The 14,044-nt window shown below is 46.5% G+C and carries 9 protein-coding genes; 8 read left to right on the forward strand and 1 reads right to left on the reverse strand.

Annotation, left to right across the window (positions count from 1 at the left end):
- Window positions 1-101: 101 nt before the first annotated feature.
- The 8 genes from NIT79A3_RS13360 (at window position 102) to NIT79A3_RS13400 (ending at window position 12,093) form a co-directional block, all read left to right on the forward strand.
- Entirely contained in the window at window positions 102-2,030 is a 1,929-nt protein-coding gene (locus tag NIT79A3_RS13360; RefSeq protein WP_083817970.1) for an IPT/TIG domain-containing protein, read from the forward strand.
- Window positions 2,031-2,483: 453 nt separating this feature from the next.
- Window positions 2,484-2,996, forward strand: a complete 513-nt coding sequence (locus NIT79A3_RS13365; RefSeq protein ID WP_013966703.1) for a chemotaxis protein CheW — start codon at window positions 2,484-2,486, stop codon at window positions 2,994-2,996.
- Between the two features lie 44 nt (window positions 2,997-3,040).
- The gene (locus tag NIT79A3_RS13370; RefSeq protein WP_013966704.1) at window positions 3,041-4,768 is read left to right on the forward strand and encodes a methyl-accepting chemotaxis protein; all 1,728 of its coding nucleotides are present in this window, start codon (window positions 3,041-3,043) and stop codon (window positions 4,766-4,768) included.
- Window positions 4,769-5,380: 612 nt separating this feature from the next.
- Window positions 5,381-5,893, forward strand: a complete 513-nt coding sequence (locus NIT79A3_RS13375; protein ID WP_013966705.1) for a chemotaxis protein CheW — start codon at window positions 5,381-5,383, stop codon at window positions 5,891-5,893.
- A gap of 45 nt (window positions 5,894-5,938) precedes the next feature.
- A complete protein-coding gene (locus tag NIT79A3_RS13380; protein ID WP_013966706.1) occupies window positions 5,939-7,663 on the forward strand; it encodes a methyl-accepting chemotaxis protein in 1,725 nt (574 codons plus the stop codon).
- A gap of 877 nt (window positions 7,664-8,540) precedes the next feature.
- A complete protein-coding gene (locus tag NIT79A3_RS13385) occupies window positions 8,541-9,053 on the forward strand; it encodes a chemotaxis protein CheW (RefSeq protein WP_013966707.1) in 513 nt (170 codons plus the stop codon).
- A 63-nt stretch (window positions 9,054-9,116) separates the two neighbouring features.
- Window positions 9,117-10,853, forward strand: a complete 1,737-nt coding sequence (locus NIT79A3_RS13390) for a methyl-accepting chemotaxis protein (RefSeq protein WP_013965091.1) — start codon at window positions 9,117-9,119, stop codon at window positions 10,851-10,853.
- 71 nt (window positions 10,854-10,924) lie between these two features.
- Window positions 10,925-12,093, forward strand: a protein-coding gene (locus tag NIT79A3_RS13400) for an IS3 family transposase (protein WP_156797089.1) whose coding sequence is annotated in 2 segments (ribosomal slippage) — window positions 10,925-11,177 and window positions 11,177-12,093 — 1,170 coding nt in all. Because the reading frame shifts where the segments join, the coding sequence is not laid out codon by codon here.
- Window positions 12,094-12,286: 193 nt separating this feature from the next.
- Here the strand turns inward: NIT79A3_RS13400 and NIT79A3_RS13405 are convergent.
- Window positions 12,287-14,014, reverse strand: a complete 1,728-nt coding sequence (locus NIT79A3_RS13405; RefSeq protein ID WP_013966704.1) for a methyl-accepting chemotaxis protein — start codon at window positions 14,012-14,014, stop codon at window positions 12,287-12,289.
- Window positions 14,015-14,044 lie beyond the last annotated feature (30 nt).

Here is a 14,044-nt window from a genome sequence, read left to right on the forward strand (position 1 = left end):
ACCAATCTTTCAGGGCCTGACACAGTCATATTTGGCCCAATCGAGCATGACCTCATTAATTTTCGCCATGCCCGTCCGTTATTTATCTTTTTGATAACGGAATGTCACTAAGACCTATGGATTCTACTTATACTTTATCCGTACTAAAATCGATTTCTTGCGCATACTTAATCGTCCTGACACTTGCTTTCGCATCCGCTTCCCAGGTGCTTGCCGGTAACTTAATCGTGAATAATGGTAGCGGTAGTGGGAGCTATCCCGCAAGCACTAAAGTTACCATTTGGGCAAATCCGCAAGAAGACGCAAATACGCTGAATACAACGAGAGCTCCCCTTGACGCAAACCTACCGATGCGGATATTCAACCGTTGGGTAGGAGACACCGCCCAGATAGCAAACGTTGAATCCCCTCAGACTACCGTAACCATGCCTGCAAGCGATATCAACATCACGGCACAATACAAGGATGCACCCCGATGGCTTGACGTTGTGACTTACTTCCCCGATCCCCACATCGGCGTAATCTTCATGTTTCACGGGATGGGAGGATGTGCCGCTTGTTTCTTCGATCAGACTGAAACTCGATCATTCATACAAGATGCCACGGCACGGGGATACGCCATTGTCGCATTGAATAGTTATGACCGGCAAAACAAGGCTTGGAATTTAGAAATGCAACCGACTAACAACCCCGATCTGCAACGCGTAGCTGCATTGCGTCAAGCTTTAATAGGCCAAGGAAGCATAAGCTCGGCCGACCCAACCTATCTAGTCGGTATCTCTTCTGGAGGATTTTTTGCATCCCTATTCACACAGTCAGTCCAGGATTACCTGAAATTTCCTATCGAGGCTATGGCTCTATACATAGCTTCAGGAAACTGGAATTCCATACTCTCCGCCTCCACCCCCACAATCTTCGTCGCAGGGGTAAATGACACATTGACACTTTACAACAACGTCCAGAACAGCTACGCGCAACTCCTGTCCATAGATATACCAACTCAACTGATCAGTAGTACACCGAGCCAACTTTACCCTGAACGCTTCTGGCGAATCGAAGGTTTGTCTGCCTTGGATTCCCAGACAATCTACAACGCTATCGACAATGCAGGCTTTCTCGATGGAAAAGATTATCTTCTTAGCAACCCCACTACATCCGGCTGGGAAGCCAGCTTGCCTGCCATGTACGAGTCTTATAAAGACCAGGTAAGCAACCAACTGAAAGTAGCCTTTGCAGAGCATTCTTTCATGGGGCACCTGAACAAGCCGGTATTCGATTTTTTCGCTAATCCCGTCACCGTCATTAACGTCGAACCGAGTATCAGCGAATTCGCGCCGACTTCGGGCCCGCCTGGTACACAAATAACGATTACTGGCAGTAACTTCTTCGATGTGCAATCGGTTGCTATTGGCGGCGTCACGACGCAGTTCGCAGTTGTTTCATTATCGGAAATTTGGGCATATGTTCCAGCAAACCCCTTAAGCGGCCCCATTACAGTTACCAATCCTATTACTTCCGCCACCAGCACAACCAACTTTTTAGTCGGCTCACCCACGATCACTTCCTTTACCCCTTCCACAGGTGGAAACGGAACATCGGTAACTATCACAGGCGACAACCTGACCAACGTAGAAGCAGTAGCCTTCAACGGCGTCACAGCAGGCTTTAATTCGTTCGGTCCAAAAACACTCTCTGCCACAGTGCCGAGTGGCGCAACCACCGGACCGATCACAATCACCACTTCGCAAGGCACTGTCGTCAGCGAAACCGACATGATCCTATTCCCGCCACCGGTGATCACGTCAATATCCCCTTCGCAGGGAACAATTGGATCTTTAATTACTATCACCGGCTCACATTTCACACCCGCCACTTCCGTAAGATTCTCTGGCATTGAAGCCAACTTTACCGTAGTGTCTGACACTCAAATCACCACCACCGTACCCGTTGGTACTCCCACGTATAGTCGTATCACTGTCATCGCTCCCAGCGGCTACACATCTTCACCCACCTACTTTCGAATTAAGTAAGTGACCCCCCACCGGCATTGGAGCTCGAAGTCCAATGCCGGGCACTAAGGCGCGGCGGAAGAAGACTCTTTCATCAGAAACACTACGCTTGCCAGGCTTTCATAAATATTGCTATATAGATAATTTTTAATAAAAATGTAGGACTTATCCTATTTATTATATTCATGATTTCTGAATCAATAAAAAGAATATCCCGACAAAACATATTTATATTTTTACCGCTAATACTTACTTCACTTATATATCATTAATGCACGAAACCAGAATAAATAAAGCAGCGATAAAGATATTCAAAAAGATGGATCTTGATACTAAAAGATCTCAATTATGAGCTTCAAAAGCGAACAAAAACGATGATATGAAGTTCTTTCAACCTTCAACAAAAGATGATCGCGCGTCTTAGATTATCAATTGATTTGGTTTTTAGTATAGTGGATAAGAGGAACATAAATTATGTCACAGGAGCAGGCAGCAAGTTTAGTCACTGAATCACCCGGTCCAGTTACCAATCTTATGGCTAATGAATTTTTAACCTTCCGTCTGGGCAGTGAAGAGTACGGGATAGAAATTCTTAAGGTGCAAGAAATTCGAGGGTATGACTCGATCACCCAAATTGCCAATGCACCGGAGTTTATCAAAGGAGTTGTCAATCTGCGCGGGATCATCGTGCCAATTATCGATATGCGAATCAAATTCAGGCTGGGCAATGCAGACTATGACCAATTTACCGTGGTCATTATTTTAAATGTAGCGGGCCGCGTCATGGGGATCGTGGTGGATGGGGTATCCGACGTGCTGACTCTGGAAGCCGGGCAGATGCGGCCGATACCGGGATTTGGCTCGATTATTGATACGGAATATATCATGGGATTGGGAACAGTCGAGGAACGTATGCTGATATTGATTGATATCGAAAAGCTGATGGGTAGCAGTGATATGGGTCTAATTGAACAAAGTATTAATTAACAGGAATAGTAGTTTTTTGATATGAAGATTTAAAGGAGATTCTAATGTTTAATAATATGACGATTAAGTCACGATTGATGTTTGTAATTAGTATGCTATCCCTATTGCTGGTAGGTATCGGTTCTTTGGGCCTGTATGGTATCAATCAGTCCAATGCGGGATTAAAGTCAGTTTATGAAGACCGTACTGTACCCGCAGTCCAGCTCGGAAAAATCCTGGATGTTTGGCACCTAGTTCGCCGGAACGCGACAGAGGCTGCACAAGCAAAAAATGTGGATGTTGCAAAAGCACGGGGAGAGGAAGCACTTAAATTAGTGAAACAGAACGAGGCGGTTTGGGCGCAATTCATGGCGACCAAATTAACGACTGAAGAAGCGGCGCTTGCTAAAACTAAAGGCGAACAGCACGTTCAATATGTGGAATCACTGAATCGAACGCTTCAGCTGGCTTCAGCAGGAGAGTTTGAAGCAGCCGCACTTAATGCTTCGACAGATGCAATGCAGAAGTTTAATGCACTGCGAGATACCGTCTTTGCTTTACTTGATTTGCAAGGAACTGCTGCCGCTCAGGAATATGCAACAGCGCAAAATCACTACGAGAATATTTTCATGACTTCAGTTGTAGTGATGATCCTGGGTGTTTCTCTGGCAATCATTGTCGGCTTTTTGTTAATACGCGCCATTGTTGGTCCACTCAATGAAGCCATTGCGGTGGCAAATGCGGTCGCAGCGGGTGATCTGACCAGCCGCATTGAAGCCAACTCGACCAACGAGACCGGCCGCCTGCTGCAAGCATTGAGAACAATGAATGACAACTTGGCAGATCTGGTGGGTAAAGTGCGGATGGGCACAGACTCTATCACAACTGCATCGGGTGAAATTGCCTCCGGTAACTTGGATTTGAGTCAACGCACGGAAGAACAAGCCTCCAGCCTGGAAGAAACCGCGTCTTCAATGGAAGAACTGACTTCCACAGTAAGACAAAATGCGGACAATGCGCGTCAGGCCAATCAATTGGCAGCGGGTGCTTCCGAAGTTGCGGTAAAAGGCGGTGCCGTGGTAGGGCAAGTGGTACAGACCATGAGTTCTATTAATGAGAGCTCGAAGAAGATTGTCGACATTATCAGTGTCATTGATGGCATTGCTTTTCAGACCAACATTCTGGCGTTAAACGCAGCGGTAGAAGCAGCGCGTGCCGGTGAACAAGGACGTGGTTTTGCAGTGGTAGCAACAGAAGTACGCACACTGGCGCAACGCTCAGCGGCTGCAGCAAAAGAGATCAAAGAGCTGATCAGCGATTCAGTCAGCAAAGTGGAAGATGGCACGCGCCTGGTTGATGAAGCGGGCGCAACCATGGATGAAATCGTCAGTGCTGTCAAACGTGTGACCGACATCATGGCTGAAATCTCTGCCGCATCGCAAGAACAAAGCTCAGGTATTGAACAAGTCAATCAAGCCGTCACTCAGATGGACGAAGTCACGCAGCAAAACGCGGCGTTGGTGGAAGAAGCGGCAGCTGCGGCGGAATCCATGCAGGAACAAGCGCAAACACTCACTCAAGCAGTCAGTACCTTCAAACTGTCTGGCGGTGGCAGCCATACACCAACACCAGTGAAAAGAAGTAACCGTCCTGCCACGGTTGCCAAATTGCCCAATCGCGGTCCTGCTACGAGGAAAGCTGCGGTCAATTCAAACACAGAATCCCCATCGGTACCGGCGCAACCGCGCAAAGTTGCATCAGGCGGTGGCGGTGATGAGTGGGAAGAATTCTAAGTCATCATACCCGAACACCACCCGGTTATCGGGCGGTGTTCGTCCACTCAACCCCAAATTTACTTGGATGAATCAAAGCTATCCATACTCATGATACTAAGTTTTAGGCGATAGTTTTAGTCAATTTGAATGCGTCAACAAGATCACCCAGCTTCGTGTTACGGCGGATTACAAGATTGGTGTTCAATCAAATTGCACAATTGGTAATTATAAGTACGATGCAACAGATATTGATCAGGTTAAATCCTAATTTCCTGTAGAAATTGCACTTCTCATCAATGTTTCTTTCTTGGCGTAAGACATTTCCTGCCAAATACAATCATAATCTCTTAATAAAGAATAAGAATCTACCGGCAAAATATATTTTTCTTTATTCCGTAAAGATAGGCTTCGCTCCAACAAAATCACAATAAATATCCCATTGGATAAGTGAATTCATAATGAGATATTTATTTATGAATATCAGCATTTAAAACATATCGAGCCGGACTAAACCCCGAAGGTGCAATAAATAGATTTTCGATATCCTTATAAGATTTTAATAGAGAAATAGTAGCTCATAGATTACTAATTGATCCGAGTTTTATAAAGTAAAAAAGAGGAGCATAAATTATGTCACAGGAGCAGGCAGCAAGTTTAGTCACTGAATCACCCGGTCCAGTTACCAATCTTATGGCTAATGAATTTTTAACCTTCCGTCTGGGCAGTGAAGAGTACGGGATAGAAATTCTTAAGGTGCAAGAAATTCGAGGGTATGACTCGATCACCCAAATTGCCAATGCACCGGAGTTTATCAAAGGAGTTGTCAATCTGCGCGGGATCATCGTGCCAATTATCGATATGCGAATCAAATTCAGGCTGGGCAATGCAGACTATGACCAATTTACCGTGGTCATTATTTTAAATGTAGCGGGCCGCGTCATGGGGATCGTGGTGGATGGGGTATCCGACGTGCTGACTCTGGAAGCCGGGCAGATGCGGCCGATACCGGGATTTGGCTCGATTATTGATACGGAATATATCATGGGATTGGGAACAGTCGAGGAACGTATGCTGATATTGATTGATATCGAAAAGCTGATGGGTAGCAGTAATATGGGTCTAATTGAACAAAGTATTAATTAACGGGAATAGTAGTTTTTTTGATATGAAGATTTAAAGGAGATTCTAATGTTTAATAATATGACAATTAAGTCGCGATTGATATTGGTGATTGGCATGCTGTCGGTTTTATTGATTGGTGTGGGTGGTTTGGGCATATATGGTCTTAATCAGACCAACGATTCTTTCAGAGGGGTTTATGAAGATCGCGCCGTGCCATTAGGGGATTTGGGGTTAATTCTGGATCGTATGCAACGCGCACGCCTAAATGCGGTGATGTCTGCTTATGGGAGAAATGCTGAAATAGTAAAAGAAAGACAAGCGATGACTAATCAGCGCGATGCCGAGATTGCCGCCGCTTGGCAGAAGTATACGGCGACTAATCTAACTCCAGAAGAAGCAACACTGGTTGAGAATTTTAATCAACAATGGAAAGCATATGTCGAGCCACGCAATCAGACGATGGTTTTGGCTGCTGCTGGGGATTATGACGCCGCTATTACAAATGCCCTATCTGCAACACCTAAATTTGACGCGGCACACGCAACCTTGTTCAAGTTACTTGAATTGCAGCGTGATGAGGGTGCAAAAGAATATGCAGCGGCTCAAAATGATTATAAAAATATCTTTATGACCAGCGTTACCGTTATTGCCCTAGGCATATTTTTTGCCGCGATTATCGGATTTTTGTTGATACGGGCAATTACTACACCACTCAATGAAGCCATTGCGGTGGCGAATGCCGTCGCAGCGGGTGATCTGACCAGTCGCATTGAGGTCAATTCAACCAATGAGACCGGCCGCTTGCTGCAAGCCTTGAAACAGATGAACGACAATTTGGTAGATCTGGTGGGTAAAGTGCGGATGGGCACAGACTCTATCACAACTGCATCGGGTGAAATTGCCTCCGGTAACTTGGATTTGAGTCAACGCACGGAAGAACAAGCCTCCAGCCTGGAAGAAACCGCGTCTTCAATGGAAGAACTGACTTCCACAGTAAGACAAAATGCGGACAATGCGCGTCAGGCCAATCAATTGGCAGCGGGTGCTTCCGAAGTTGCGGTAAAAGGCGGTGCCGTGGTAGGGCAAGTGGTACAGACCATGAGTTCTATTAATGAGAGCTCGAAGAAGATTGTCGACATTATCAGTGTCATTGATGGCATTGCTTTTCAGACCAACATTCTGGCGTTAAACGCAGCGGTAGAAGCAGCGCGTGCCGGTGAACAAGGACGTGGTTTTGCAGTGGTAGCAACAGAAGTACGCACACTGGCGCAACGCTCAGCGGCTGCAGCAAAAGAGATCAAAGAGCTGATCAGCGATTCAGTCAGCAAAGTGGAAGATGGCACGCGCCTGGTTGATGAAGCGGGCGCAACCATGGATGAAATCGTCAGTGCGGTCAAACGTGTGACCGACATCATGGCTGAAATCTCTGCCGCATCGCAAGAACAAAGCTCAGGTATTGAACAAGTCAATCAAGCCGTCACTCAGATGGACGAAGTCACGCAGCAAAACGCGGCGTTGGTGGAAGAAGCGGCAGCTGCGGCGGAATCCATGCAGGAACAAGCGCAAACACTCACTCAAGCAGTCAGTACCTTCAAACTGTCTGGCGGTGGCAGCCATACACCAACACCAGTGAAAAGAAGTAACCGTCCTGCCACGGTTGCAAAATTGCCCAATCGCGGTCCTGCTACGAGGAAAGCTGCGGTCAATTCAAACACAGAATCCCCATCGGTACCGGCGCAACCGCGCAAAGTTGCATCAGGCGGTGGCGGTGATGAGTGGGAAGAATTCTAAGTCATCATACCCGAACACCGCCCGATAACCGGGTGGTGTTCGTCCACTCAACCCCAAATTTACTTGGATGAATCAAAGCTATCCATACTCATGATACTAAGTTTTAGGCGATAGTTTTAGTCAATTTGAATGCGTCAACAAGATCACCCAGCTTCGTGTTACGGCGGATTACAAGATTGGTGTTCAATCAAATTGCACAATTGGTAATTATAAGTACGATGTAACAGATATTGATCAGGTTAAATCCTAATTTCCTGTAGAAATTGCACTTCTCATCAATGCACCCCTCTATGTAAGATATTTCTTATAAAGAATAATCATGTTTTCTTGCTAAAGAAGCAGAACCTGCCGACAAAATATAATTTCCCGTATTCCGTAAAGATAAGCTTCACCCCAACAAAATCACAAATTAAATATAAAGCATGTAGCAGTTAAGGAACCTCTGAATAACTGTCATTTCGAGCAGAGCGAGAAATCTATATTGTTGATTGCCAAAGATTCCTCACTACGTTCGAAATAACAAAGGTGAATTATTCAGAGATTCCTTAACTGTTGGATTTTCCAATTCACTGATGACAAATGATTTTTTGATAACCATAAAAACATATAACCAATTGATTAAAAATAAATCGTGTTAGTTCTCAGGTCATTTTCAACAACCAATTGTGACATAGCCAAATATAACATCGGATACGTGAATCAATGAAAAGACATTCGTAAATGAATATCAGCACTTAAATCATATCTCGTTTGATCAAGTTTCGAAGGTGCAAAATAAGATAATGCAACATTCTTGCCAGCTTTTAATAAGTAAATGATAGCGCGTGGACTATCAATTGATTCGGGTTTTAGTATACGAATAAGAGGAGCATAAATTATGTCGCAGGAGCAGGCAGCAAGTTTAGTCACTGAATCACCCGGCCCGGTTACCCGTCATATGGCCAATGAATTTCTGACCTTTCGTCTGGGCGGCGAAGAATACGGGATAGAAATACTTAAGGTGCAAGAAATTCGCGGGTACGACTCGATCACACAGATTGCCAATGCGCCCGAGTTTATTAAGGGAGTCGTCAATCTGCGCGGGATTATCGTGCCGATTATCGATATGCGGATCAAATTCAGGCTGGGCACTGCGGACTATGATCAATTTACCGTGGTCATTATTTTAAATGTAGCGGGCCGCGTCATGGGTATCGTGGTGGATGGGGTATCCGACGTGCTGACTCTGGAAGCCGAGCAGATGCGGCCGACACCGGGATTTGGCTCAGTCATTGATACGGAATATATCATGGGATTGGGAACAGTCGAAGAACGCATGCTGATATTAATTGATATCGAAAAGCTGATGGGTAGTAGCGAAATGGGCTTAATTGATCAAAACATTAATTAATGAGTATGAGTTTGTTTGAAAATAAACAAGTTGCAATAACAGTCTTTATTAGGAGTAATGAACATGTTGAATGATATGAAAATCGGCACCAAGCTGTCTGGTTCCTTTATGGTACTGCTTGGTTTTATGATTTTTCTGGGTGTCTTTTCGTTATTCCAGTTAAATAGCCTCAATAAAGCTGCAACTGCAATTACCGGGGAATGGCTGCCTGCCTCGAAAGCTGCAGCGGATTTGAATCTTTTTACATCCGATTTCAGGATTGGCGAAATGAGTCATGTGCTTTCCACATCCGAACAGGATATGCAGCATTATGAAAAAGAAATTGCCAATTTGCTTTCTAGGATAGAAAAAGCTAGCGAAGAATCCAAAAGGCTAATTTCTTCTCCTGAGGAACAAAAGATATTCGATTTATTTTCTGAACGATGGGGGCAATATTTAGCTGCGCATCGTCAACTGATTTCGCTTTCTCGTGCAAACAAAACCGAAGAAGCGCGGGCATTTATGAATGGTCAATCCAAGCAGGTCTATGATGAAATGTCCGATCAGTTAATTAAGTTATCGGATTTGAATACTGCGGGAGGAATTGCGGCCAGCGAAGTAGCCGATCAGACCTTCGCAATGTCCCAAACGCTGGTCATCGCATTATTGGCAATTGCCATTGCTATCGGGATCGTGCTTGCCTTGGTGATCACACGTAATCTGCTGGCGCAATTGGGCGGTGAACCGAAATATGCGGCGGAAGTCATGCAAAAAATTGCCGCGGGTGATTTGTCGAGCAATATCGCGGTTAACACAAAATACCCGAATAGCATGTTATTCGCAATTAAAGAAATGCAGGATAGTCTGGTTAAGATCGTCAGTGAAATACGTAGCGGTACCGACACGATCAGCACTGCATCCGGTGAGATTGCTTCCGGTAACTTGGATTTGAGTCAACGCACGGAAGAACAAGCCTCCAGCCTGGAAGAAACTGCGTCTTCGATGGAAGAATTGACTTCCACAGTAAGACAAAATGCGGACAATGCGCGTCAGGCCAATCAATTGGCAGCGGGTGCTTCCGAAGTTGCGGTAAAAGGCGGTGCCGTGGTAGGGCAAGTGGTACAAACCATGAGTTCAATCAATGAAAGCTCCAAGAAGATTGTCGACATTATCAGTGTCATTGATGGCATTGCTTTTCAGACCAACATTCTGGCGTTAAACGCAGCGGTAGAAGCGGCGCGTGCCGGTGAACAAGGACGTGGTTTTGCAGTGGTAGCAACAGAAGTACGCACACTGGCGCAACGCTCAGCGGCTGCAGCAAAAGAGATCAAAGAGCTGATCAGCGATTCAGTCAGCAAAGTGGAAGATGGCACGCGCCTGGTTGATGAAGCGGGCGCAACCATGGATGAAATCGTCAGTGCTGTCAAACGTGTGACCGACATCATGGCTGAAATCTCTGCGGCGTCGCAGGAACAAAGTTCAGGCATTGAGCAGGTTAATCAAGCCGTGACTCAAATGGACGAAGTCACGCAACAAAACGCGGCGTTGGTGGAAGAAGCAGCAGCAGCGGCAGAATCCATGCAGGAACAAGCGCAAACACTCACTCAAGCAGTCAGTACCTTCAAACTGTCTGGCGATGGCGGCCGTCCATCAACGGCCGTAAAAAGAAGTAACCGTCCTGCCACAGTTGCCAAATTGCCCAATCGTGGTCCTGCTACGAAAAAGGCCTCTGTAAGTTCAAACAAAGAATTCCCATCGGTACCGGCACAACCGCGCAAAGTTGCGTCAGGCGGTGGCGGTGACGAGTGGGAAGAATTCTAAATCTGAGCTTCCCTCGAAAAATAGTCTTCCAAGGGTGACATACAATTAACGTTACTATTGAGAGGAAGACGATGAAGAAGATACCGAAGCAGGAATACACGACCGAGTTCAAGGAGCAAGCGGTCAAGCAAGTGAAGATGGGAAAGTCGATTGTTCTGGTAGCGAAGGAACTGGGACTGGTAGAACAAACACTGCGCAACTGGGTAAAGTTGGCGGAGGCAGGCAAACTTAACGGTAAGGGTACCAAGGTTGTCACACCGGAACAAATGGATCTATCCCGGTTACGTGCTGAGAACGTAAGGCTGAAACGGGAGTGTGAGATCCTAAAAAAAGCAACGGCGTACTTCGCGAGAGATGTTGTGTGAAGTACGCCTGGATTGATAAGCAACGGGAGTTTTCTCTCGCCGAGATGTGTACGATATTAGATGTCAGCGTGAGCGGATACCGGTCGTGGAAGCGTGGTGGCAAACCGGATCGCAAACGCATCACCGACGTTCAAATGCTGACGCTGATCCAATCTATTCATGCCGAACTCAAGGGGATCTACGGTAGTCCGAGAATGGTCAGAGAATTGCGTGACCGTGGGTTTCCAGCTTCCAAGAAGCGGGTTGAACGTCTAATGCGAGAGAACGGCATTCGTGCAAGGCACAAGCGGCGCTACAAGATAACGACGGACTCCCGGCACAATCTGCCGATTGCACCGAATCTGCTGGATCGGAATTTCAGTCCAGCCGCGCCTAATCAGGTCTGGACATCCGATATCACTTACCTATGGACAGATGAGGGCTTGCTATATCTGGCTATCGTGCTTGATCTGTTTAACCGTGAGGTGGTTGGCTGGTCGCTGAAACCGCGCATGACTGCAGACATCGTTACAGATGCACTAACGATGGCATGGTTTCGCAAGAAACCTGCAGCAGGATTGATGCACCACTCAGATCGGGGTAGCCAATATGCCAGCAAAGAATTTCAGAGAAGGCTCAAGAAATACGGCATGATCTGCTCAATGAACCGTAAAGGTAATTGTTGGGATAATGCCCCAACCGAAAGTTGGTTCAATAGCTTCAAGAACGAGCGAGTACATGGACTGCGTTATGAAACACGCGCAGAGATGGCTGCCATGAGCTTCGAGTACATCGAGGTACTTTACAACCGGAAACGGCAGCACTCAACGTTAGGCTATAAATCGCCAATGAGGTTTCTAAATGACTGGCTAATCCTCAACAGAAGAAAAAGCTGATAGCATAAAACTGTTCGCCTGTTGGAAGACGAAAAACAGAGGGAACCTCAAATTGGGAATACTAAAAACTTAAGCCGAATCTGATCGTATAGCTACCGGGTTAACTGGGTATCTGTATGATCAGGCCGGGACTATCACAATTCAATATACCAAGAACACATCCCGGTTACGGGAAGTGTTCTTGTGTGATGATTTAGAATTCTTCCCACTCATCACCGCCACCGCCTGATGCAACTTTGCGCGGTTGCGCCGGTACCGATGGGGATTCTGTGTTTGAATTGACCGCAGCTTTCCTCGTAGCAGGACCGCGATTGGGCAATTTGGCAACCGTGGCAGGACGGTTACTTCTTTTCACCGGTGTTGGTGTATGGCTGCCACCGCCAGACAGTTTGAAGGTGCTGACTGCTTGAGTGAGTGTTTGCGCTTGTTCCTGCATGGATTCTGCCGCTGCTGCTGCTTCTTCCACCAACGCCGCGTTTTGTTGCGTGACTTCGTCCATTTGAGTCACGGCTTGATTAACCTGCTCAATACCTGAACTTTGTTCCTGCGACGCCGCAGAGATTTCAGCCATGATGTCGGTCACACGTTTGACAGCACTGACGATTTCATCCATGGTTGCGCCCGCTTCATCAACCAGGCGCGTGCCATCTTCCACTTTGCTGACTGAATCGCTGATCAGCTCTTTGATCTCTTTTGCTGCAGCCGCTGAGCGTTGCGCCAGTGTGCGTACTTCTGTTGCTACCACTGCAAAACCACGTCCTTGTTCACCGGCACGCGCCGCTTCTACCGCTGCGTTTAACGCCAGAATGTTGGTCTGAAAAGCAATGCCATCAATGACACTGATAATGTCGACAATCTTCTTCGAGCTCTCATTAATAGAACTCATGGTCTGTACCACTTGCCCTACCACGGCACCGCCTTTTACCGCAACTTCGGAAGCACCCGCTGCCAATTGATTGGCCTGACGCGCATTGTCCGCATTTTGTCTTACTGTGGAAGTCAGTTCTTCCATTGAAGACGCGGTTTCTTCCAGGCTGGAGGCTTGTTCTTCCGTGCGTTGACTCAAATCCAAGTTACCGGAGGCAATTTCACCCGATGCAGTTGTGATAGAGTCTGTGCCCATCCGCACTTTACCCACCAGATCTGCCAAGTTGTCATTCATTGTTCTCAATGCTTGCAGCAGGCGGCCGGTCTCGTTGGTCGAGTTGGCTTCAATGCGGCTGGTCAGATCACCCGCTGCGACCGCATTTGCCACCGCAATGGCTTCATTGAGTGGACCAACAATGGCGCGTATTAACAAAAAGCCGACAATGATTGCCAGAGAAACACCCAGGATCATCACTACAACTGAAGTCATGAAAATATTCTCGTAGTGATTTTGCGCTGTTGCATATTCCTGAGCGGCAGCAGTTCCTTGCAAATCAAGTAAAGCAAAGACGGTATCTCGCAGTGCATTAAACTTCTGCATTGCATCTGTCGAAGCATTAAGTGCGGCTGCTTCAAACTCTCCTGCTGAAGCCAGCTGAAGCGTTCGATTCAGTGATTCCACATATTGAACGTGCTGTTCGCCTTTAGTTTTAGCAAGCGCCGCTTCTTCAGTCGTTAATTTGGTCGCCATGAATTGCGCCCAAACCGCCTCGTTCTGTTTCACTAATTTAAGTGCTTCCTCTCCCCGTGCTTTTGCAACATCCACATTTTTTGCTTGTGCAGCCTCTGTCGCGTTCCGGCGAACTAGGTGCCAAACATCCAGGATTTTTCCGAGCTGGACTGCGGGTACAGTACGGTCTTCATAAACTGACTTTAATCCCGCATTGGACTGATTGATACCATACAGGCCCAAAGAACCGATACCTACCAGCAATAGGGATAGCATACTAATTACAAACATCAATCGTGACTTAATCGTCATATTATTAAACATTAGAATCTCCTTTAAATCTTCATATCAAAA

The sequence above is a fragment of the Nitrosomonas sp. Is79A3 genome (assembly GCF_000219585.1).
In the GTDB taxonomy this organism is placed as follows: domain Bacteria; phylum Pseudomonadota; class Gammaproteobacteria; order Burkholderiales; family Nitrosomonadaceae; genus Nitrosomonas.

Excerpts from the sequence above, each read along its gene's own strand:
- NIT79A3_RS13385 (WP_013966707.1), top strand. The coding sequence starts at position 8,541 with ATGTCGCAGGAGCAGGCAGCAAGTTTAGTCACTGAATCACCCGGCCCG.
- NIT79A3_RS13370 (WP_013966704.1), top strand. The coding sequence starts at position 3,041 with ATGTTTAATAATATGACGATTAAGTCACGATTGATGTTTGTAATTAGT.
- NIT79A3_RS13390 (WP_013965091.1), top strand. The coding sequence starts at position 9,117 with ATGTTGAATGATATGAAAATCGGCACCAAGCTGTCTGGTTCCTTTATG.
- NIT79A3_RS13360 (WP_083817970.1), top strand. The coding sequence starts at position 102 with ATGTCACTAAGACCTATGGATTCTACTTATACTTTATCCGTACTAAAA.
- NIT79A3_RS13365 (WP_013966703.1), top strand. The coding sequence starts at position 2,484 with ATGTCACAGGAGCAGGCAGCAAGTTTAGTCACTGAATCACCCGGTCCA.
- NIT79A3_RS13375 (WP_013966705.1), top strand. The coding sequence starts at position 5,381 with ATGTCACAGGAGCAGGCAGCAAGTTTAGTCACTGAATCACCCGGTCCA.
- NIT79A3_RS13405 (WP_013966704.1), bottom strand. The coding sequence starts at position 14,014 with ATGTTTAATAATATGACGATTAAGTCACGATTGATGTTTGTAATTAGT.
- NIT79A3_RS13380 (WP_013966706.1), top strand. The coding sequence starts at position 5,939 with ATGTTTAATAATATGACAATTAAGTCGCGATTGATATTGGTGATTGGC.